This window comes from Shewanella sp. KJ2020, assembly GCF_024197625.1.
Classification (GTDB): Bacteria; Pseudomonadota; Gammaproteobacteria; order Enterobacterales; family Shewanellaceae; genus Shewanella.
In genome coordinates, this window is the sequence record NZ_JAKUKD010000015.1 from 118017 (window position 1) to 139856 (window position 21840).

The window sequence follows — 21840 nt, forward strand, 5'->3', positions numbered from 1 at the left end:
CTAACAGCCTTTTTGTACAAACTCGTACCAACTTAATAGGGCTTGCTCGAAATCCTCTAGGCCACAATAGGCCTCAGACTCCGCATCATAGAGCGACATCGCCTCTTCAAGTTCAAACTCTTGTTCAAAACCTAAGGTATTAGCAAAGACTCGCGCCTGCTCGCGCTCTAGCTCTAAGGTGAAATCATTGCCAACGAGGCGCCACGAGGTGAGTTTGTCGGCCTGAATATCTTTTATTACATCCAACACTTGCTGAACTTTGGCTAACTCTGGTCCTAACTCCTCAGAAAACCACTGGCCTAGCACTTCATGATCCATGCTAAAAGTGGCTAAATAAGTGCCAGTCAAACTGTTACGCCTAAATTCATATTCCATTTTGTGTTCTCTATACGTCACGACTTGAAACTAATTTTAACCTATCACAGCGTAAGTTGCTCGGCTTGCCACTCACACACTCGACACTTATTCAGCAACTACGAGGATCACTATCCTCTGCAGTAGGCTTCATTTCCATAGAAAAATCAGTTAGCTTGAATGCATAGTTGAGTAAGAGAGTGGAACACAATAATGCACGATGGATTTATCTATAGCTTAGTGCTAAGTGGCGATCAAGCGGGCTCTGTCTTAAGCTCTGAGCAAATTGACAGCTGGGATCCCAATAACGGTTTGCTCTGGGTACACCTACGTTATCGCCATAAAAAAGCCCGTCATTGGGTACTCAATAGCGGCCTAAATAAAGTCGAAACCGACGCCCTCCTCGCCCAAGATACTCGCCCGAGGGCCGTCATCGCCGGTGAAGGAGTATTACTGGCACTGCGCGGAGTCAACCTCAACCCTAACTCCGCCCCCGAAGACATGGTCGCTATCCGTATTTATGCCGATAAGCAGCGGATTATTTCGACCTGTGATCGCGAGTTACAATCCGCCAAAGACGTGGCAGAACTCATAGTAGAGGGCACAGGGCCAAGAACCAGTGGGGATTTTATCGCGACTATATGTGAAAAGTTGACCACACACAAAGTGGAGTTTATCGATAAGTTAGAAGAACAACTATATGAATTAGAAGAGTTAGTTGTCTCTGGCAATCTTAAAGACTTGAGGACTGATATCGCCGAATTACGTCGCCAAGCGGTCACGCTGCGCCGCTATTTAGCACCACAAAAAGAAGCCTTCTCTAAGCTCCTCAGCGATCAGTTTATTCTGTTTAACGATCCGGAGCGGCTAAAAATGCGGGAAACCACAGACAAACTGGTGCGGACCCTCGAAGATCTCGATGCCCTGCGCGATAGGGCGAATGTGACCCAAGAGGAATTGCTTAGCCAACAGTCGGAGCAGCTCAATAAACGCTTATATTTCCTATCCTTAGTATCTGCTATTTTCTTACCATTAGGCTTTTTAACGGGCTTACTCGGGGTCAATATTGGCGGCATACCAGGGGCTGACAACACTTGGGCCTTTGCCACCTTCTGCGGCATATTAATCTCTCTCGTTGCCCTGCAAATGACGCTGTTTTATCGATTTAAGTGGTTATAACCTCCCTAAAAATAACAAAGCCAATCGATTAGGATTGGCGTTGTTTTCTCTCAGCCCTATAAGCAATTTGTTATGGGCGAATGCTTACGAGCTAATTTTTATTAGCTCGGCTGGCGATTCGATATCGGCAACTCAAACAGATTTGTCATCACCTTATAGAGTTCAGTCCCTTGGTGCACCGAAGCCGAAGCAAAGTGCAAAATCGGCACGCAATCAAGCGGTAGAGTTAAAGTTTTAAGCTCATCCGCCGTGCCGTATAAATCCAGTCGCAGTAAATTCACTAAGGGCTGTCCCGCGGCTAATGGCTCACCTACGGGCGCAAGGTACTCCACTAAACCAGAACTCGGCGCGTGATACTTTTTGTAGTCTTTAAGGTAACAACCAAAGCGCGACATTTTAGCGGGCGCAACGGTTTCAGCAATTACGCCTCGGTGGCTTAAATACGCCAAAATCCCTTGGGCATCAACCAGCGCATCCTCAAGACAGACTCGCTCTTGACTCGCCAATTCCAAAGTTAATGCTGACACTGCAACGGCTAGATCGCGCCCCTGGGCTTTTGCAACATCACTCAACTGCCACCAAGGACAAAACGCCGCCTCATCCATAGCGCCACCAAAACTATTGGGAATAACTAAGGTATAAGGGATAGAGAAAAATTGCGCTGCGGCCAAGTCATATTCTGGGCAATACAAATGCTTACAGGACTTAGGGCCAGTGTGTAGATCCAGCACTATATCGGCTTGGTGGGCCATAGCCTGTAGATTAACCGCGAGCCTATGTCCCGTCGTTATCCCCCATTCAGTGCGCAATTTCTGCTGACAAGCCTCAACCAGAGTGCTGCGATAGGCTTGAACAAGCTCGACATCACTCAGGTGGGCATGTTCTCTATACCAAGTAGGTAAGTCGATGCTGTGATTCAGATATTCACGGTTCCAGTTTACCCCAGTGATAGGATCGAAACGCCCTAGGGTAAATTCACCACTTTTTTGATTGATACCTAATGGATTGGCGAGTGGCACTAAGGTGATTTCGCCGCGGATGTCACAGTGTTCAAGCTGCTTCATCAACTGATAAATCACCGCATTACCTTGCACTTCGGCGCCGTGAACATTGGCCTGAATATACACTTTAGGGCCAGTCGCCTTAGCGTCGCTCGGCTTAAAATGGTAGATAGGCAAAGTGAGTGCTTGCCCAGCGGCAAGCTCACCGATTTGCAAAGACGATTTTGTCGGCAGCATATTAGACGCCTTCAAACAGATTTTCGTGCAATGCTTTAACCACCTGTGCCGCTTCCGCTTCAGCCACTAACACACATAAATTATGTGGGCTGGCGCCTTGGCAAATCATCCGTACATTGTGGGGCTCTAGCACCTCAAACACCCGACGACAAATGCCCGGGGTGGTCGCAATACGGTTGCCAATAATCGCCACTAGGGCTAAACCATCTTCAACACGCACACGGCAATGCTGTGATAATTCTTGCAGCAAAGCTTCACTCAACAGGCCTTGACCGCTAGAGTCAGACCCAGTTTTATCGAGGGTGAGTGACACGTTCACTTCCGAGGTGGTAATTAAATCCACACTGATCTTATGCCTTGCTAAGGTCGCAAAGGTTTCGGCCAAAAAGCCCTGGGCATGTAGCATTTGCAGGCTATGAAGATTTAACAGGGTTTGATCACGGCGCAGCGCCACGGCGCGGAACACGGGAGCATCTTCCACTTGATGGCGGATCCAAGTGCCACCCTTTTCAGGCTCCTTGCTTGAACCTACAAACACTTGAATTTGCTGGCGAACGGCAGGCAGGATCGTCGCAGGATGCAACACTTTGGCACCAAAGGTCGCCATCTCGGCGGCTTCGTTAAAACTGATTTCGGCAATAGGATGAGCATTAGGCGCAAGACGAGGATCTGTCGTATAAATACCTGCCACATCGGTCCAAATCTCAACCGCCGATGCTCGCAGGGCTTCGGCTAACAGCGCTGCAGAATAGTCGCTACCACCGCGGCCAAGCGTAGTGGTTTGCCCGGCCTCATCTGCACCAATAAAACCTTGGGTCACAATCACTTGTTCAGATAAAAGTGGTAATAAGTGCTCACGGGAAAGCAAAGCAATTTGCTCAACCTGTGGCTCGGCGCGGCCAAAGTGGCTATCGGTACGCAGCACGCGGCGTACATCAAATGCGCTCGAATTCGCGCCTTTTTCACGCAGTACCGCCGCAAATAACACCGAAGAACATTGCTCACCGAGGGACAATAATTCATCCATAGTGGCTTTGCTGCGTTGTGAGGCTAATGCTTCACTCAATACCGCCATGCGGCTCAATAATTTATCTAATGCGGCGGCCACATCGTTGGGGCAGCCGAGCTTATCTAAGATAGCGTATTGAATTTGGGCAATTTGTTTTAATCGCTGCAAACGACCATCGTCGTTAATCGACTCTTGGGTTAATTCAACCAAGAGATTAGTCACGCCGCTCGAGGCGCTAACGACCACTAAACGGCAAGCGGAATTGCCCAGTACAATCTCGGCGCAGCGATTCATTGCACCGTAATCGGCAACCGAGGTTCCACCAAATTTTGCGACAACGAGGGACATTAGCGCACCTCCGTGAAACACGTAGGGCAAGGAATAAACACAGATTGAATAAGATATTGATTAACTAACATGATCACACTCCGAACTAACTTCGTTCGAAGAGCCTGGTGCTCAATGATAACGCACCCCAATAGAAGGGAAACAGCAATCGTCACCAGAAGCTCTCCACCAATTACAGGTGACAATCGTTAGGATTCAGCCTAAGCGACCGACATAAATATGCAGCAACCATATCTATGCCTCGGCGTTAATCTCCCTCATCAATCATCGCTGGAGTTTGTGCTCCTCTGACCGACTACCTAGTTAACGCTCCTCTTCTGTTCCTTTCCTAGGAAAGGGACGAAAAAAGTAGCAATAAACCCCTAATGAAGTCAATGCTAATTTCACAACTAATGAACAATTTAAATAAAAACGATTAAAAATAGATGATTATGCGTCTAAATCCGGTAATTCATACACAAGCTGCACATAATCACTGAATTTACCTAAACAAACCTCATCCTGCTCTACCAGAGTACAAGGCACTAAGCTCACTTCACCTTGCTCCACCATATAAATGGCATACTGATTAAATTTCTTACCCAGTTGCAGCGCCATCGTTCTATCGATAAATACGGCCCAACTTTTTTCCATATGGGATAAATCTGCAGCAGCGCCCACTAAGGCACGGTATGGACTGCCCAATAATTCAATCTCACGGAGAAGTTGGCGATCGAGTAAACGGTTTTGGCTGGGACTGAGGAGTTTTGAAGCGGGATTATGGGCGGTAATAACAGCAAAGGGAAAATCACAGGATAATGCTTGAGTAAGCAAAAACAACGGCGTTTGATAACACTGCCACAAATCTTGAGTCGTATTGTCCATTGGTTGTCTAATCGAAAAATGAACCCGCGTTAGTGTAGCAGAGTGAGAATAAAAACCAAATAGGCGTGAACTAGCTCACAAGAATCAAAAATACATTAGTTATACTAATCAATGACTAAAGTAAATATCATGGTAAATCTTGGCTTCAGCCTGAATTTTGTTAACATTTCATTTGTTAACAAATGCCTAAAACGAGTACAATGAAGTCACTGGCCGAGTTGAGCCATAAGCCAAGATGCTTAGCGTTCAATACAGTTTGTTACATTTATCTGCAGAGATAACATAGGCTGGCCAGACATCTGTTTAAAATGTGTTCTACATTTGATTTATCATTTAAACATTTAAAAAAAACAATAGTTAAGGAACTATTTCTAACTATTGCTTATCGAAGTTGATACTGGTTACGTTTAATCGCATTACACTTTAAACGTGCACTTTATATATACATCCTGACATGTCGCCGTAAAGATCTTTCCTTTAGAAGCACAGAGCAGTCCAAGGAAGTATCAACATTTTTATGAATATAAGCGTCCGATGTAAGTGATGCTTATGGTTAGAATAAAATTGGTTAAAATTTAGGTAAATAACATGCAAAATCCGCACATTCTGATCGTTGAAGATGAAGCCGTTACCCGTAACACGCTGAGAAGTATTTTCGAGGCAGAAGGGTATGTGGTCACTGAGGCCAATGATGGCGCAGAAATGCATAAGGCTATGCAGGAAAACAAAATTAACTTGGTGGTTATGGATATTAACTTACCAGGTAAAAACGGTCTGTTGTTGGCACGTGAACTACGTGAAATCAACAACATCGGTCTTATCTTCCTGACAGGCCGTGACAACGAAGTCGACAAAATTCTTGGACTTGAAATTGGCGCGGACGATTATATTACCAAGCCGTTCAACCCACGTGAATTGACGATCCGTGCTCGCAACCTTCTGACTCGCGTCAATAGCGCTGGCAACGAAGTCGAAGAAAAGAGCTCTGTCGAATACTACCGTTTCAACGATTGGAGCCTAGAGATCAACAGCCGTTCACTGGTGAGCCCACAGGGTGAATCCTACAAACTGCCACGTAGCGAATTCCGCGCTATGCTGCACTTTGTTGAAAACCCAGGCAAAATCCTAACTCGTGCCGATCTACTGATGAAAATGACTGGCCGTGAGTTAAAGCCACACGATCGTACTGTTGACGTGACTATCCGTCGCATCCGTAAGCATTTCGAAAGCTTGCCAGATACGCCAGAAATCATCGCGACTATCCACGGTGAAGGCTATCGTTTCTGCGGTAACTTAGAAGACTAATCTTCTATTACCCGATCCCATGCAATAAAAACCAGATCCTAGGATCTGGTTTTTTTATGCCTGCTATTTGCCGTGCTTAAGCTGTCGATCGAGGAAATCCGCCAACGAGCGGTATAAGTGATTCCGCACTTTCTCGCCGCGCATCGAATGTTTAGAACCTGGATAATCGATCATCTGGAACAATTTGCCCTCGTCCTGCAACGCCTTATAGACGCGAGTGCTGTTTTCAAACAAGACATTATCATCGGCCATACCGTGGTACATCAGCAGACCCGATTGGTAGTTTTTCACATAGGGGAATACACTGCTGGCTTCATAACCCTTTTCATTACCCTCGGGATGAGCTAAATAACGCTCGGTATAATGGGTATCATATAAGCGCCAGTCGGTCACAGGTGCGCCCGAAATCGCGGCTTTAAAGTAATCCGGCGCCTTAAATAAACTCATCAGAGCCATGTAACCACCGTAGCTATGGCCATAAATTGCGACATTGTCAGCATCGACAAAGGGCAGACTTCGCAAATAATCTACACCCACTTTTTGATCATTCACTTCCGCTTCACCCAAGTGACGGTAAATCACTTGCTCAAACTTGGTGCCCCTGTGGGCACTGCCGCGGTTATCTAATTGGAATACCACATAGCCTTGCTGGACTAAGTATTGGGTAAAGTAATCCTGCTCGCTCCAACTATTGGTCACTAATTGGGCATGTGGGCCGCCATAAACCCGCACAACAACGGGGTATTTTTTGCTGGCATCGAAGGGCACAGGTTTAAATAAGCGAGTTTGCAATATTTGACCGTCTTCGGCTTTAAGCTCTTTAAACTCAGGCAGTTGCCAGAGTCCGGCATAGTCATATAGAGGATGACCTTGTTTAACCGCATTTTGCTCGACCCAAGCCAGTTGTTGGCCCTTATCACCGTGTAAACTAATCTGCGGTGGCTGAGATAAACTGTTGAAATAATCGAGATACACACTTTGATTATCGGCAAATACCGGATCATGCATCCCAGCCAGTGTGCTCACCCGCTCAACCTTACCGCCCGCTAACGGTACGCGATAAAGCTGTTTCTCGATTGGCGTGTCTTTGCGGCCGGTGAAATATACCCAGCCTGCGGTTTCATCTATGTATTCCAACGCATCGACAGCCCACTCGCCCTTAGTCAATTGTGTTTTGAGTTTGCCTTTTAAGTCAAAAAGATACAGATGATTAAAACCATCACGCTCAGACGCCCAAATAAAGGCTGACTGCTGCTTTAAAAAGTGCAGATCATTATTGAGGTTTACCCAAGCATCGCTGTGTTCTTTCACTAAGGTTTTTGGTTTAGTCGGCGCATCTAATGCCACTAACTGCAAATCGAGCTGATGTTGATCGCGGCTCTGCCACTGAAACGACAAATGCTTGCTACCCGGCAACCAATCGACCCGCGGCAGGTAAATATCCTTATTTTTATCATCACTTAAGGTTACCCAATTAATGGCCTTATCTTTTAGCGTGACCACAGCTAATGCGATGTCTACATTGTTTTTGCCGGCATAGGGATAACGCTGCTCGGTAAGCTTTATGCCATCGGCATAGATCTCGTTACGGGTTACTTGCTCGACCGCGGACTCATCGATACGGGTAAAGGCGATGGCCGATTCATCGGGCGCCCACCAATAACCTGTCATGCGATCCATTTCTTCCTGAGCGACAAACTCGGCCATGGCATTTTTAATCGCCCCGCCGCCATCGGTTGTCATAGCCTCAAGTTTTTTGCTCGCCAGATCTAACACATACAGGTTTTGATCCCGCACAAAAGACACAAAATTGCCCTTAGGCGATAGCCGTGCATCGGTGGCAAACCCTTCACCAATCGGCAATTGGATCACGCTATTGTCGGCAAGGGAAAAGTAATACAGATTGCCAGCAGCGGGAATTAATAGCGCTTGGCTATCATCGGCCCAGAAGTACTCCATAATGCCTTCTCCATAAATACGTTGGCGCTCGCGGCGGGCTTTTTCTTCATCGGATAGTTCATTGCTTGCCAGCTTATCGGCATTGAGCAACAGGCTAGATTCGCCCGTCTTTACATCCATCTGCCACAGATCGTAAAAGTTTTGATTGTCTTTACGGCCCGCAAGATAAGTCACCCGCTGGCCATCGGGGGATAATTTCAACCCGCGGGGACTGGTGCCCGCTAAGGCAGGCGAGGCATTCATTCGCTCAATCGTCAGGGGTTGCTTGCCGCCCTCAAGGGCATAAGCTGGGATAGTTGCAATCATAGCTGTCGAAATCATGGCAATTTGGCTCGCTATCAGTAGGGGAACGGCGCGCACCTTAAGCGAGCGCCCGGGGAACCAAGTTAACCCATTTTTAGTCATTATTATTCCTTGGAAGCATATTCGCCTTAGGCTGGCGAGTAAAAAACTGCCGCCATTGTGCCAGAGGCGCGCTATAAATAGAAAGCGCATGCAATATGCCGATACAAATTTGGACCATTCACTAAGTTGGATCCAAATAATCCCTAAAAGCCCTAATATTCGCTAAAAGCATCAGCAACATCGCTGAAATTGTCGACTAACTGAGTTATCATTCGCGGCAAATAACGAAATTGACCTCATTGTTGAACCCCTAAAGGACATAACATGCAGACTCTGGCCCAGCACTTGACCTCACAGGCAGTGAACGACTCCCTCTCCCACTTGATTTTAACCTTAGCCGATACCTCAAAAGCCATTAGCCATGCAGTACGTCACGGTGCGCTTGCAGGCGTGTTGGGCGCGACTGAGCAAGAAAACGTCCAAGGTGAAACCCAGAAGAAACTGGATATCATCACCAACGATATGCTCAAAGATGCATTAAAAGCTGACGGCACAGTGCGTGGTTTAGCATCGGAAGAAGAAGATCATGTGGTGGAAGTCAGCGCCAATGGTCAATATTTAGTGTGTTTCGATCCGCTCGATGGCTCATCTAATATCGATATCAACTCATTAGTCGGCACGATTTTCTCGGTTCTGCCAGCACCACAGGGCGAGTTAAGTGAAGCGAGTTTCCTGCAATCTGGCCGCGCGCAACTAGCCGCAGGTTATGTACTTTATGGTCCATCGACTATGCTGGCATTAACCACGGGCCAAGGTGTGCAACTCTTTACTTTGCACCCAGAAACCAATGAGTTTTTACTGACTAACGCCGCTATGAGCATTAGCCCTGACACCCAAGAATTCGCCATTAACATGTCGAACCAACGTTTTTGGGAAGCGCCAATGCAAACCTATATAGCAGATTTACTGCTCGGTAAAATTGGCCCCCGCGAAAAATCATTCAATATGCGTTGGATTGCGGCCATGGTTGGCGATGTACACCGCGTGCTATCCCGCGGCGGTATTTTCACCTACCCAACCGACAATAAAGATCCGAAAAAGCCTTACAAACTGCGCTTAATGTACGAAGCCAATCCAATGGCTTTCTTAGTCGAACAAGCAGGCGGTAAAGCTTCTACGGGTTATGAAACCATTTTAGATATTCAACCAACGCAAATTCACCAACGGGTTGCAGTGATTTTAGGTAGCGCCAATGAAGTGGACGCTTGCCTAAGCTACCATGGTATCGATTACAGTGAAGAACCTGATTTAGAGTAAGCTGAATCGCTTAGATTTTGATTTTTACGAGAAAGGCCACTGATTACAGTGGCTTTTTATTTTATATTCAAAACGATACACGATAGGTGAATAAACAATAAATCTATCATTTGATTAAGCACCGCCATTCCAGTGACACGCAGCAAGTACATCCTGTATGCTCGACCGTGGCATCCATGCCACGGACGGTCACTTACATGACAGCGCTTAATCCAGCTAGACTCTGTGTATATCTGATAGTCAATAATGACCGCCATAGCGTTAACACCTAACTATTTTTGTCTTTATCTTTGAACGGCAAAGTGGGTATTATGAGGCTGATTCTTATCAAGTTATGAATGGATGCTGTTGATAAATGATTTTAAAAACCAAATCACCTCTAAATACCCAAACACCGCAGGCTATTGCAGGACAAAAACAAGAACAGGATGTTGCCTTCTATCTACGCCGCGCCTTCAAAGATCACCCCGAAGTACTCGTTATCAATGACTTTCGATTCACCTTTAACGGCGAAACCGCACAAATTGATCACTTAATTATTTATCCCTACGGCTTTGTTTTGATTGAGTCTAAGAGCATAAAAGGTCATGTGGATGTGAACCAACATGGCGAGTGGACTCGCAGCCACGGCAATCACTGGTTTGGTATGCCATCACCAATCAAACAGGTTGAACTACAACAATCACTGCTTAAAGAGATGTTAAAACAGCATCGAAGTGAAATTCTCGGTAAGTTACTCGGGATAAGACAGCAAGGCTTTGGTATGCGGTGTTGGGATCATTTGTGCGCGATCTCAAGCGATGCCGTGATAAACAGAAATACTATGCCAACGGCCATTTCTGAGCAGTTAGTTAAAACAGAGTTTTTAGTCGATAAACTTGAAAAGATTATGAATCTTAAAAGTAAGTTCATGCGCATTATAAATGTAAGCGACACCCGTCCCGACTTTAATCAACAAGAACTCAATTCCATTGCAAACTTCTTAATCGAGCGGCATATAGATCCATATCAAGCAACGACTGAAATACCACCCGCACAGTCACAACAAATCAAAGAGCCTGTTGCCTCCTTTGACGTTAACAAAGTGGCAGAAGTAAAAAACCAACCAATAGCGCAACCCACAACAAACAGCATCCTTCGCTGCAAACATTGCGGAGAATCAACAAACTACACCCCAATGTACGGTAAATTTGGTTACTACATAAAATGCAATCAATGCACCAAAAACACACCAACGAAACAAGCATGCCCAGAGTGCAATAGTAAAAATATCAAAATACAAAAACGCAGCCAGAACTATACCCTAACCTGCCAAGATTGCAGCCATAGCTCACAGGTGATTTAAGCAGGCTAATATTCGTTCTAAGTTGCATAGCTTCAATAAAGGTTACCGATGAAAATAGAATAAACAGAGATTCGTGCGTGTTCCATATTTCGTGTCGCAAAACCACGAAAAAATTAACGACCGATACCCTGTTAGGTGAATTATCGATTAGCAAAAATTAGTTTGAAAAACATAGAAAATTACCCTTACTAACCCGAGGTTACCATATATATCAGCTCTTTCCTCAATTGCCTATACAGTTATAACTGATTTTCTAAAAACTCAGAGAACTTTGACGTCAAAGGTTGCACAAAATGAACTTTCTACGCATCAATAATTTTATGATATATGAAGAAACCTATGCATATTAACCTCCTAAGAAATATTAAAATCGTTGTATAGACCTCGCCAATAAAGATGCATTATTATATGATTACCAAAATATTTATTTTAAAAATAAGCTTATCGATGATGTTTTTTGGACCATAATTGAGTAGCTAGGAGCGTTATCGTGCTGCTATTGAATAAGAGTTATAACCAAAAGTAGGTAAAAATCTATGAGTGTTTTCAAAGGGCCTCTCGGCAGCCATACTAATTTCATATCTTACATTGCACTTGATAATTGCTCGGATTACACAAGGCTTTGTGGGCTGAACAGAGAAAATGGAAAGGATAAGACACCAGACAGGTTTAAGGAAATGCGTTATTTTCTTAATACGATAGAATCATTCAATAATATTCTCGACTATTTTTATTATGAATTTGAAGATGAAATTTCCTATGAAAATCTAAAAAAATTTAAGCAAGCTGTCTGGAGAAAATACCCAATATTAAAAAAAGTTGCTGAGATTGCAAACGCATACAAACATTGTGTTAGAGAACATAAGCAAGTCAAACAAATAGGCCAGCTGTGGGCAAAAGATCTACAAAATCCTCAGATTGACGTTTCTATAAATCTGACTGAAATTACAACATCAGTAGGTTTCAATTTCCCTTGGCCAATCAAGGAGCATGAAGATGTTCTCGATGAAGCTTTTAAGTTTTGGATTAACTATATTCATAAAGAGAATACTATTGATTTCAAAAAAATATAATAACTGTCTTAAATTAAAGAGAGATATATAATGCGAAAGAAAAAAGCTCATGATTTTGGAATAATTAAAGGCAATCCTTTTAGGATAACCTTCAGGCAACATTTTTTACCAAATGGCTTGATGACGCATTTTTCAACTAAAGAAAACAAGATATACAGAATAATTAAACCTAATGCACATGTTGAGTTGATAAAATATGAAAGGAACGACGATTACGCAATTTCTCTCCGCGCATGGAATACCAGAATGGAAAACATATTTACCGCTATAGAGACAGATTTTTATGCGGTTCGTGAGAGTATCGCGTCTGGAGTTGATCATTTATCTAAAGATAACTGTATTGCGATTTCAAATTTTCTAGCCTCTTGGAAAGTTCGCTCTAATTATCTCCACAGTAGCAAAAAAGCTCACAGAATTAATGGCATACCAGAACCTCAAATTCCTCCGGAAATTATCTCAGAGTGGATTTTAAAAACTGGCCAACGGGAGGAGGATATACCTCAATATATCCGAGAACATTTAGAAATAAATGGAAGCCGATTATCGGGGCCTACCTTAGAAGATCATGAAGTTAATAGCCACAGAGTATGGTGTGATTATGAATTTGTCAGATTGGAGTTAAAGAACATACGATGGGTGGTTCACCGCTTATCTGACTTGGAAATAGCACTTCCAGATGTACCGGCCTTTCATTTTGTACCTATCAATCCAAGTATTGTCTTGCTGCCAGAAGATTCTCCGTTTGATATGACTTCCGCTGACGGTATATCAAGGCTGAACTTTACAATAGTCTCTGAGAGCAGATCAGCCTATTGGTGCCGTGATATAAATCGGTTGATCAAACTCCCAGATTAAAAGCGAAAGATGGGGCAGGCACAACTCTTTTAGGATTAACAGCCAACACTTAGACCACAGAAGTTCACCTTCCCCCTGCGAAGTTGCTGAAGGGCGTTGAAGAAAATCGCGTGAGCGAGGCATGGATGCCGAGTTAGCTTTCGAGGTACAGGATGTACCATCGGAAGCGTTAGCTATTTTCGAATAAGCACGAAGCCACTAACCAATGCATGTAACTTCGCTAGGGACGCCGGGGGATTTCCAAAAGGGGAACAGGCGCTTTTCCCCTTTTGGTCGGGTGTGGGTTGAAGACCCACGACTTTGATTCACCTCAGCCGTTAGGCTGCAATTAATAGCTGCCATAACTTTATTAGTGTAACTCCAATCAAATCATCACAATTGATTGAGGGGTGAAGACCCACGACTTTGACTTACCTCGGCCATAAGGCCGCAAATCTAGCGATACTCAAAACTTAAAAATACTCGATATTGAGTTGATACATAGCCGCATCATCCGCTTCTGTCTCAAATTTAGCTTCCAACTCAAAGTTCTCAAAACGGATTTGCACTTGGTCAAAGTTATCGGTTGCGTTTGGATATTGGGTTAAGATTTCAGCTTTGGTATATGGGAGTGCTAGCTGTTTGACAATATAACGCATATCGAGATTTGGACTGGGCTTGTTGAACAATTCTTGGGCTATTTGGGCGCGCCGCAATTCACCCTGCTCATACTGAACCTGTAAATGATTCCCTAACAACCACCAAATTCCTGAATCGGATAGATTCAATTTATGGTAACTTCCAATGCTGTCGAGAAGCGTTTCAAGCTTAGGTTTCTGCTTTAAATTAAACGGATTAATTAACTCAACAGTGTCTTTAACTTGAGTTGCGGTCGCCAATTTAGGGGAAGAAAGCGTACTAGCATTGTTTTTATTTTCTAGTACAAACCCGGTTAACTTTTCAATAGATTGCTCTTTGCTGACAGGGTTAAAGGATTCGAATAATAGCCTCAGTTGCGCTTCCCTATTACTCAACTGGTATTCTGAAGCAGAATTTTTAAGCTGTGATCCTAGCTGTAACTTAACCTCTTCTAAACTGTTATTTTGCTGCACACCGCCTGCAAGAGCCCAAGGTACAGAGTCGAAGCCTTCACGATATCCAATGAGATTTTTACCATAGCCACTCATAAACAAATTGCCGGATCTTATGCTGTCAACCATTCCATCTCGGATGATAAACCATATACCGCGACCATAGCCTAAGGCTTGTTCTGATGAAGCTAACATTATCTCAATACTTGCGGGCCCTAACTGTGTTGTCAGCGTTGCAACCTTAGCACCCAATGGAATGCCAAAAGCACCAGTGTCTAGAGATATATTAGCTAAAGGTACTTGAATAGAATTGGCAACCTCCGCTAACGAGGGAGCCTCTGCAAGTTGAAAGCTATAACTGATCGTCGCGACAACATGGATCCCCTTATCGTTATATGGTGTAAGCTGTTCAGATAATTGGGAATTACCTTTACAGTAACGAATAAAATCGGCACTAAAATGACTGTTCTTGGTACTGGCCAAATTGTTAGTTTTAGGGCGCATAACATTATGGATATTCGTTAATATGACAGCATCTGCTTGTTGACGCTTGGCATCTAACCTCAAATCCAAGAGAGCTTGAGTGAAATCAGGATCTTCTTCCAATGGGATATTGGCATCGTATTTAGCTAATGTACGAGTAATTTGCACATGCTTTAATATATTCGGCGAGCATGATGGCATGTAATTGAGTATTGGCGGAAGTTCTGTGGTCTCTATGGTGGCGGCTAATAGGGGGGATTGGATTAAGAGACAGATAAAAAAGCTATATTTATAATAAGTTAGCATTAGAGTTTCTTCCTTGAATTAAGTCTGCGCTATATGGCTGCCAATAAAATATTTTATCCCTAACAAACTCGGCCATCCTTTGTAAAACAATAACATAATACAATTTAAGATAGCACTCAAGCACGCTAAAGCCCGAAAGAGGGGAGGCAAAACTCTTTCAGGATTGACAGCCCACACACTGGCTGCAGAAGTTCACCTCCCCTGCTGCAATAGATTAATCATGCTCTGGATTCCCGTGGTTGCATTGTGGGTGCGCTGCGCCAACGCCCTAACTTCATCGGCAACGACGGCAAAACCTCGTCCTTGTTCTGTGGCCCTCGCCGCTTCAATCGCTGCATTTAAATAGTGATCACTATTGGCGCAACGGTTTTTTACAATTCCCTTCCATGAGTAGCCTTACTTGAATATTTATTTCTAATAAGTTACGGCTAAAATTTCCACTCTATGGTTAAGATGCAGGCAGAAAGCAGAACATACCCTAGAAAATGCGCACTGCTTAACAAAATAAGTAAAGTCTTAAACTAAAATAACAACCACGATTGCATTTGATAAGCGTTTTCATTTAGAATTAGCACAATTCATATTGGAGACGAAAAAATGTACGTTTGTCTTTGCCATGCAATCACTGACACGCAAATTAAAAACGCTGTAAGCCAGGGCGACAGCTCACTCGCTGACGTTAAAAAGCGCTTAGGTGTTGCCAATCAGTGTGGTAAATGTGCCAGAATGGCCGTGCAAATCATTCAGAATCAATTAGAGCTTGAGCCGAATTATTACGAGGTCGCTTAAGCCCTGCAGCTTTCGTTCGACCTTTGCGTATCCCTCTACAGCCAAAACGTCTCCTTGACGATCTTCCCTCTATTTAATTGATCTATTTCGAATCGACCTAATCACTAGCCAGGCTAGATTTCGCCCTTGTCGGCCATGGGCACATTTGTGCAAGTGAGTAAAACCGCACCTGCGGTTCGGTTTATTGATGGTGCCCACATTAAGTACCGCTCGATTCTGAGCCCATTCAGTTCCCTCCATTAAGCGAGCCAGCAAAATGAAGAGCGGCAGCGGTATTACAACATTTTTGCTATTTACGTTTTAAAAGATAAGCGGCCTCATTCAACCAAGGCACTTCTTTCTTTATAAATCGCGGGTTATCGGCGAGAACGTCTTGGCAATCCAGCACTTGAATTTCAAAATCCTCGGTTAAATATGCCTCAACCCAAGTCGGTGATACCGCAAACGGTGGGCCGTTTAATGCCTCCTGCGGATAATCTAAGGTCACTAGCAAACCTAGGCTGCCACTGGGTAATAAACTCGCTAATTGCTTAGCATATTGGGCACGCATACTTTCGGGCCAAGCGATCAAGGCCGCACGGTCATAAAATGCCGTCACATCCTGCGTAAGCTCATTTGGTAAAGTGAAGATATCGCCTTGGTATAAACTGATCTGCTCGGTTTGATAGTGCTGGTGCTCGCCCACTACCGTTTTTGTCATCTCGAGCTGGTTATCACTGAAAAATTGCTGCACGGCGAGTTCATTCAACTCACAGCCTATCACTTGATGACCCTGTTCGGCCAAAAAGCACATATCCAATGACTTACCACACAGGGGAACAAAGACTTTGGCAGCGGCGGGCAATGCAAGCTTCTGCCAATATTTAACGAGGAAAGGATTGATATCCTGTTGATGAAAACCTATTTGCTGCTGATGCCACTTGTCATGCCAAAAACCGGGTTCCATAGCTATATCTCAAATCACTAAAATGACCCTTACTCTAATGGCATTTCTCTATGGATGCAAAAACTCTGATATAGCAAGTTAATCATAGGGATGTAAAGACTCACTCACTGATCTAGCGCAGCCTGAACTTTACGAAGCCAAACACAATTCTCACATTGGCATTGGCGGCGAGATAAGTGATGTGGACTCAGGGAGGAGTCAATAAAATCCACCGCAATCAACAATTGCTGCTTCAATTCGGCAATGGATTTTTTCTCTACCGCAACGAGTTCATCGTTCTGGTTCATCCAAATGCATTCCATACCTTGGTGACAGGTTAAACACTGCTCATCACTGTCATTAAAAAATACCGCGTGGGGACAATGGGTCACCTCCATTGACTGTAGGATTCGTTTACGCGGATATTCTAATAGTTCAATCAGTAACGCTTTATATTGGGCGGGCATATGCCCTCCTTCAACTACATTTTGCCTGCGGGTTATTTAACAAAACGTTATCCCATCCATTACGCCAAAGATTACCTATAGTTGACCCAATTTAATTTGATATAAGTCAAAGTCAGCGACGAAATGATGGGATAGGTAAGCCGACAATCACGCTAACTCTTAGCCTTATACATAAATAGGTAAAAATAAATATTGCCCTTATTTGATTATTTCCCCCGCTTACTGGTTAAATGAACAAAACAAGGAGCACGATTTTGCAAACACCCCAGCTACAGCATTTTTACATTTCTGAAGAGCAATCCATCTATTTGCTTAAGGCCAATGATGCCCGTAAGCACAAGGCTTGGATCCGTCTCTGTAAACAACAGCTGAGTAAATTGGGCTATACCGATATCGAATTTATCGGCAAGGGAGCCTATGGCTTCGTTTTTGCGGGAGTCAATCTTGCGGGTGATGCCCATGTCTTTAAATTTTCACGGATTAATCTACCGCAACATATTCAGGACAGGCTAGAAGAAGAAGCCTTTATGTTGTCCTTGCTCAAGCACCCCAATGTGCCCGCCGCCATCAAATTTGAGCGGGTCGGCAAGCAAGGGATACTCGTGATGGAACGCGCTAAGGGAGAAGATCTTGAGCAGCTTTGTCGCCGTTTAGGCGCTCTGCCCGTGGCCATGGTGATGAGTATTGCCCGGCAATTGGCCGATATTTTGTATTACCTACGTACGGGTAAGCCATTGGTTCATGGCGATATTAAGCCTTCAAATTTAGTCTATGATACCCAAAGCCAACACTTGTCATTGATCGATTGGGGCTCGGCGGTATTCGCCCAGCGCGACGAATATAACAAGCCCGTCGAAGATAACGTGATGGCGTTAATGTCGAGCGACCAGCAGCATACAAATGCCCGTATGGGCGATGTGTATTTTATCGGTGAGGAGCAGCTAAATGGGGCACTCTCCAGCCCACGTTTCGATGAACAAGGGGTTGCGGCAACCTTATATGCCCTCGCCTCTGGGCAAGCGAGCCGTTTCGGGGCGCAGGTCATTCCTCCCACCAGCATAGGGTTACCTATGGAGCTTGCCCGCACCTTAGAAGGCATGCTCAGTAGCGATGCCAAACAACGTAACATTGCCGGCGATTACTTTTTAAAAAGCATGCGCCACAGCCACAGATTACACCTACCCGAACTGCCGAAAGCTGAACTACAGGGTGAGATCCCTGTGTGGGTACAATCCCGTGACAAAGACGTTGAAACCGTTAGCTACAGCTCGCGGAAATCCTTTTTGAAGGAACACAACGCCCAAGATCCGATCGCAAAAATGGATGATATTCAGCTCGAGAAATACTATCGCAACTTCCTCGCGGGCATGGGTGATACCGAAAAAGGCTTTATTGCCGCCGTGGGCCGGTTAGCGCAATACCCTATCGTCGGTGGACTCGCTATCCATTGGCAGGAAACTGGCGTGTTTATCGATTCCAATCTTGCGATTTACGATGCCAAACAAAAAAGCGCCTTAATTATTGCGGTCAATAATATGGTCACGCTGGCACGGGGCATTAAACGTATCGGGGTGTTTAAGGCCTGTTTCTTTAACGCGAGGGACACACTGCATATCGAGCGGGAAAATACACACGAACCCTTTGTCGCCAGTGCCGATTTACAACTGCCTTTCGAAGTCGGCGATGTGCCCACGCTCGAGGATAAATCGCGGTTACATTCCTACTTTGAAGACGGCAAAGATCCCGATGAAAACCTCGAATTACCGAGTGAAATCATGGAGGAATTGGCGCGCATCAACCAAATCCACCACACGGGCTGCATCATTTTTGAGGCGCTGCCGAATCACTTAAAGATCCACAGCTATCTGAAATTACTCAACCCCCGCAAACAGGCGGCGTTTCGTGCCAGTCTCGATCGTATCTTGCATTATGTCGGCAAAATCCAAGGTCATGGCGTATCAGGCTTTATGAAATTGCCCTACAAAAATACTCGTCGTTTTAACCACTTAGAACGTAAGGCCGACTATTTCTACCCCAAAAATCCAAAAGAAATAGGCGCTTAGCCGTTGCGATTTCAGCTACGTCTATTGCGCCTATGTTATTTATGGCTAAATCGGCGAACCCGGTGGCAGAGTAAGGGGCTGAGCTATCAGCCTTGCCTTAGGATCCCCAAGCCCTGCACTGAGTCCTTGTAGCAGCCAAGTGTAATGTGCAGCCCGGGCTGCATCGGCCCGATTTGCCTTCGCTTTTAATTGCTTAATCACAAATTGAGCCCGATCGTTAATCATGGCTTTGACCTCTGGTGAAGTCTCTGGATGGTGCAGCGTCGCAAGCAGTTCATCAATTACTACCGCATTGACCCGCATCCACACGCCTTCAACCAGCCCAAGCTTATCCTCTTGATATAAAGTGGCGGCAAATAACTTATCGAGTAAGACGGTCACGGATAACTGCTCATTATCCGCCATCGACGCTTGGCTCACACGATTCAAACGCTTAGGCATCAATAACAGGCTAATGGTATGGCTACTAAAGACTTCGGCCATCCCTAAGGGATCCGTTTGCACCCCTAAACCTGAGTCAAAGGATTCCCGTGATGCCTGATAATTCCCCGCCTTTGGCACTAAACTATCGAGTAAGGTTTGCGGTACGGTTAAACTCGCCGCATCCAAGGTTTTGAGCAAGGCATCTAAACCCGTAAACTGCAACTGCGGCGCAATATAGCTCCAGCGACTACCTTCGCCAATCGACTGATAGTTATAGTCAGTGCCACCGATAAACTTAGCAACGGCATCGATTTGATAGCGGGTGAGCAAGTAAATCGGGGCAAATGCATCGGCCAATTCCCCGAGTGGCTCATCGGCTAATAACGCCGTGCTGGAGAAACCATCAATCGCTTTAGTGCGGATCCTATCGAGCAGTGTTAGTTGTGCAATAGGATCATCACCGCTATCCCACAGACTCGCATAGGCATGGCTGCCATCCTTTTGGCGGGAATCGGCCTCGCCTATATAGCGCAAGCCCTTGCGCGCAACCTCGGCAAGCAGCTGAGTTTGAAGAGTTTTCTGTGCATCTTTATCCCCTTCGTCGCTGTAACCATAGGCGATCGTAAAATTATCCCAAGGGCCAACACTGGCGGTATAGGGGGCTGAAATATCAATATCATTACCCTTTAATTGGATTTTAGGATGGGGATAATCCATCACAGAAGCGTCCTGATTAGTCGAGGCGGCAAAGTTATGATCTAACCCTAAGGTATGGCCGACTTCATGGGCGGCAAGCTGGCGAATACGGGCTAAAGACAGCTCAGTTGCGGCTTTTTCTGCCGCAGCTCTATCCTGCCAACCCGCGGTGAGCCCCTTAGCAATCAAATAATCCTGACGCACACGCAAACTGCCAAGGGTGACATGGCCCTTAATGATTTCACCGGTACGCGGATCGGTCAGCGCTGCGCCATAGGACCAGCCCCGAGTTGCCCTGTGTACCCATTGGATCATGTTGTAGCGTATATCCTGGGGATCGGCATCTAAGGGGAGGAGTTCGACTTTAAAGCCGTCGATAAAACCCGCTTGGGTAAAAGCACTCTCCCACCAACGCGCCCCGTCGAGCAGCGCCGAGCGGATCGGCTCAGGAACTCCCGGATCCAGATAATAGATAATAGGCTCAACCACTTTACTCGGCGCAGGGCCGGGATTTATCTTCTGTAAGCGATGGCGCAGGAGAAAACGCTGCACTAAAGGTTGGTCAAAGGGTGTGGCATAGTCGCGGTATTCATCGGATAAATAACCGCTCATAGGATGATAGGCCCGGGGCTGATAACCATCGTCAGGAAGCTCAACGAAGGAATAACGCATCCGCACCGACACTAGGGAGCCATCGGGCGTCACCTTAGCCACTTCTTCCCCGACGGTATCGCCTTTGAAAGTCAGCTGCACATCGACATCGGCATTTTTCGCAAAGGATTTAACTCTTGCGGGCAAGAGGCTAGAGCGACTCACATCGAGGCGATAATCCCCCTGTGCCGTGCGTTGTAATGCGGCAGCGACCCCGTGTAAATCATTGAGTACCAGATCGTTAATCGCCACCAGATCCGGCTTACCCTCAAGCACTTTGCCCTGCCATAGCACAGAGTCGGCAAATGCCTCCTCAACGGCCCTTTTCTCGGCGGGATCATCAGTATTGGCACGGTATTGAGTATTGAGTTGCTTTAACTGCACATAGGGGCCTTGGCGTTCAAACTGCACCATACGTGTTTGCCCAAGTTGACCACGGTCGAGACCAATATCGTTCGACCCAACCCCTTCGGGTAAGCTAGTCACCAATAGAAAAGGCTGATTAAGGCGGTTGACCTCAAGGTATAACTCCCCCTGAGACTCCTCGTAATAAAGATTAAGAAAGCCTTTCGCCTCTTGGCTTTGCTTAATAATCTTGGCGCTAGGCACGGTAGCTGCGACGGTAAGGGTAGGAAATCCTAATAGCGCTATGGATAAGGCTAAGGCTAAACGTTGGGGTTTCATCTTTCCTCCTATTCGGCTGGCTGCATTATTGACGCTATAGGCGACTGGCAATCGCGATACTCTGTAGCGCAGTTAAATAACGCGGGGCCATC

17 protein-coding genes, 1 pseudogene and 1 riboswitch are annotated in these 21840 nt (G+C 45.3%); of the genes and pseudogenes, 8 read left to right on the forward strand and 10 right to left on the reverse strand.

Features of this window, described 5'->3' with window-relative positions; translation table 11 throughout:
* Nucleotides 1–375, reverse strand: a complete 375-nt coding sequence (locus MJO46_RS09560; RefSeq protein ID WP_198781073.1) for a YacL family protein — start codon at nucleotides 373–375, stop codon at nucleotides 1–3.
* A gap of 192 nt (nucleotides 376–567) precedes the next feature.
* Between MJO46_RS09560 and MJO46_RS09565 the strand changes: the two genes are divergently transcribed.
* The gene (locus MJO46_RS09565; protein ID WP_253989106.1) at nucleotides 568–1533 is read left to right on the forward strand and encodes a zinc transporter ZntB; all 966 of its coding nucleotides are present in this window, start codon (nucleotides 568–570) and stop codon (nucleotides 1531–1533) included.
* 101 nt (nucleotides 1534–1634) lie between these two features.
* Here MJO46_RS09565 and MJO46_RS09570 read toward each other — a convergent pair whose 3' ends face one another.
* From MJO46_RS09570 to MJO46_RS09580, 3 genes are all read right to left on the reverse strand, one after another.
* Nucleotides 1635–2771: a succinylglutamate desuccinylase/aspartoacylase family protein gene (locus MJO46_RS09570; RefSeq protein ID WP_253989107.1), complete on the reverse strand. Its 1137-nt coding sequence runs from the start codon at nucleotides 2769–2771 to the stop codon at nucleotides 1635–1637.
* 1 nt (nucleotide 2772) lies between these two features.
* On the reverse strand, nucleotides 2773–4128 hold the full coding sequence (gene lysC / locus MJO46_RS09575) for a lysine-sensitive aspartokinase 3 (protein WP_253989108.1): 1356 nt from the start codon (nucleotides 4126–4128) through the stop codon (nucleotides 2773–2775).
* 150 nt (nucleotides 4129–4278) lie between these two features.
* Nucleotides 4279–4453: riboswitch (Lysine riboswitch) on the reverse strand.
* 104 nt (nucleotides 4454–4557) lie between these two features.
* Nucleotides 4558–4992: a DUF3293 domain-containing protein gene (locus MJO46_RS09580; RefSeq protein ID WP_253989109.1), complete on the reverse strand. Its 435-nt coding sequence runs from the start codon at nucleotides 4990–4992 to the stop codon at nucleotides 4558–4560.
* A 588-nt stretch (nucleotides 4993–5580) separates the two neighbouring features.
* Here MJO46_RS09580 and arcA point away from each other — a divergent pair.
* Complete coding sequence (gene arcA, locus MJO46_RS09585) at nucleotides 5581–6297, forward strand: two-component system response regulator ArcA (RefSeq protein WP_007644695.1); 717 nt, start codon at nucleotides 5581–5583, stop codon at nucleotides 6295–6297.
* 63 nt (nucleotides 6298–6360) lie between these two features.
* Here the strand turns inward: arcA and MJO46_RS09590 are convergent, their stop codons facing one another.
* Nucleotides 6361–8661 carry a S9 family peptidase gene (locus MJO46_RS09590; RefSeq protein ID WP_253989110.1) on the reverse strand — a complete coding sequence of 767 codons (2301 nt, stop codon included), beginning with the start codon at nucleotides 8659–8661 and terminating at the stop codon, nucleotides 6361–6363.
* 264 nt (nucleotides 8662–8925) lie between these two features.
* Here MJO46_RS09590 and MJO46_RS09595 point away from each other — a divergent pair, with 264 nt between their 5' ends.
* The 4 genes from MJO46_RS09595 to MJO46_RS09610 all read left to right on the forward strand — a co-directional run bounded on the left by MJO46_RS09595 (nucleotide 8926) and on the right by MJO46_RS09610 (nucleotide 13191).
* Nucleotides 8926–9918, forward strand: a complete 993-nt coding sequence (locus tag MJO46_RS09595; protein WP_253989111.1) for a class 1 fructose-bisphosphatase — start codon at nucleotides 8926–8928, stop codon at nucleotides 9916–9918.
* Between the two features lie 355 nt (nucleotides 9919–10273).
* Nucleotides 10274–11263: a nuclease-related domain-containing protein gene (locus MJO46_RS09600; protein WP_253989112.1), complete on the forward strand. Its 990-nt coding sequence runs from the start codon at nucleotides 10274–10276 to the stop codon at nucleotides 11261–11263.
* 536 nt (nucleotides 11264–11799) lie between these two features.
* Nucleotides 11800–12336 carry a hypothetical protein gene (locus MJO46_RS09605; RefSeq protein WP_253989113.1) on the forward strand — a complete coding sequence of 179 codons (537 nt, stop codon included), beginning with the start codon at nucleotides 11800–11802 and terminating at the stop codon, nucleotides 12334–12336.
* A gap of 30 nt (nucleotides 12337–12366) precedes the next feature.
* The gene (locus MJO46_RS09610) at nucleotides 12367–13191 is read left to right on the forward strand and encodes a hypothetical protein (RefSeq protein WP_253989114.1); all 825 of its coding nucleotides are present in this window, start codon (nucleotides 12367–12369) and stop codon (nucleotides 13189–13191) included.
* Between the two features lie 452 nt (nucleotides 13192–13643).
* Here the strand turns inward: MJO46_RS09610 and MJO46_RS09615 are convergent, their stop codons facing one another.
* On the reverse strand, nucleotides 13644–15050 hold the full coding sequence (locus MJO46_RS09615; RefSeq protein ID WP_253989115.1) for a hypothetical protein: 1407 nt from the start codon (nucleotides 15048–15050) through the stop codon (nucleotides 13644–13646).
* 198 nt (nucleotides 15051–15248) lie between these two features.
* A pseudogene (locus tag MJO46_RS09620) lies at nucleotides 15249–15392 on the reverse strand (methyl-accepting chemotaxis protein); the annotation flags it as partial.
* 255 nt (nucleotides 15393–15647) lie between these two features.
* Between MJO46_RS09620 and MJO46_RS09625 the strand changes: the two are divergent.
* Nucleotides 15648–15839 (forward strand): bacterioferritin-associated ferredoxin, encoded by a 192-nt coding sequence (locus MJO46_RS09625; RefSeq protein WP_007644598.1) that lies wholly within the window; start codon nucleotides 15648–15650, stop codon nucleotides 15837–15839.
* Between the two features lie 289 nt (nucleotides 15840–16128).
* On the opposite strand, the gene MJO46_RS09630 is transcribed toward MJO46_RS09625, so the two are convergent.
* On the reverse strand, nucleotides 16129–16785 hold the full coding sequence (locus tag MJO46_RS09630) for a thiopurine S-methyltransferase (protein WP_253989116.1): 657 nt from the start codon (nucleotides 16783–16785) through the stop codon (nucleotides 16129–16131).
* A gap of 104 nt (nucleotides 16786–16889) precedes the next feature.
* The gene (locus tag MJO46_RS09635; protein WP_253989117.1) at nucleotides 16890–17231 is read right to left on the reverse strand and encodes a hypothetical protein; all 342 of its coding nucleotides are present in this window, start codon (nucleotides 17229–17231) and stop codon (nucleotides 16890–16892) included.
* Nucleotides 17232–17485: 254 nt separating this feature from the next.
* On the opposite strand from MJO46_RS09635, the gene MJO46_RS09640 reads away from it, so the two are divergent.
* Nucleotides 17486–19294, forward strand: a complete 1809-nt coding sequence (locus MJO46_RS09640) for a protein kinase (RefSeq protein WP_253989118.1) — start codon at nucleotides 17486–17488, stop codon at nucleotides 19292–19294.
* A gap of 45 nt (nucleotides 19295–19339) precedes the next feature.
* On the opposite strand, the gene MJO46_RS09645 is transcribed toward MJO46_RS09640, so the two are convergent.
* Entirely contained in the window at nucleotides 19340–21748 is a 2409-nt protein-coding gene (locus MJO46_RS09645; RefSeq protein ID WP_253989119.1) for a zinc-dependent metalloprotease, read from the reverse strand.
* Nucleotides 21749–21840 lie beyond the last annotated feature (92 nt).

Bases quoted from the DNA above. Each gene is read 5' to 3' on its own strand.
- MJO46_RS09560 (WP_198781073.1), bottom strand. From the start codon at position 375: ATGGAATATGAATTTAGGCGTAACAGTTTGACTGGCACTTATTTAGCC.
- MJO46_RS09565 (WP_253989106.1), top strand. From the start codon at position 568: ATGCACGATGGATTTATCTATAGCTTAGTGCTAAGTGGCGATCAAGCG.
- MJO46_RS09570 (WP_253989107.1), bottom strand. From the start codon at position 2,771: ATGCTGCCGACAAAATCGTCTTTGCAAATCGGTGAGCTTGCCGCTGGG.
- lysC (WP_253989108.1), bottom strand. From the start codon at position 4,128: ATGTCCCTCGTTGTCGCAAAATTTGGTGGAACCTCGGTTGCCGATTAC.
- MJO46_RS09580 (WP_253989109.1), bottom strand. From the start codon at position 4,992: ATGGACAATACGACTCAAGATTTGTGGCAGTGTTATCAAACGCCGTTG.
- arcA (WP_007644695.1), top strand. From the start codon at position 5,581: ATGCAAAATCCGCACATTCTGATCGTTGAAGATGAAGCCGTTACCCGT.
- MJO46_RS09590 (WP_253989110.1), bottom strand. From the start codon at position 8,661: ATGACTAAAAATGGGTTAACTTGGTTCCCCGGGCGCTCGCTTAAGGTG.
- MJO46_RS09595 (WP_253989111.1), top strand. From the start codon at position 8,926: ATGCAGACTCTGGCCCAGCACTTGACCTCACAGGCAGTGAACGACTCC.
- MJO46_RS09600 (WP_253989112.1), top strand. From the start codon at position 10,274: ATGATTTTAAAAACCAAATCACCTCTAAATACCCAAACACCGCAGGCT.
- MJO46_RS09605 (WP_253989113.1), top strand. From the start codon at position 11,800: ATGAGTGTTTTCAAAGGGCCTCTCGGCAGCCATACTAATTTCATATCT.
- MJO46_RS09610 (WP_253989114.1), top strand. From the start codon at position 12,367: ATGCGAAAGAAAAAAGCTCATGATTTTGGAATAATTAAAGGCAATCCT.
- MJO46_RS09615 (WP_253989115.1), bottom strand. From the start codon at position 15,050: ATGCTAACTTATTATAAATATAGCTTTTTTATCTGTCTCTTAATCCAA.
- MJO46_RS09625 (WP_007644598.1), top strand. From the start codon at position 15,648: ATGTACGTTTGTCTTTGCCATGCAATCACTGACACGCAAATTAAAAAC.
- MJO46_RS09630 (WP_253989116.1), bottom strand. From the start codon at position 16,785: ATGGAACCCGGTTTTTGGCATGACAAGTGGCATCAGCAGCAAATAGGT.
- MJO46_RS09635 (WP_253989117.1), bottom strand. From the start codon at position 17,231: ATGCCCGCCCAATATAAAGCGTTACTGATTGAACTATTAGAATATCCG.
- MJO46_RS09645 (WP_253989119.1), bottom strand. From the start codon at position 21,748: ATGAAACCCCAACGTTTAGCCTTAGCCTTATCCATAGCGCTATTAGGA.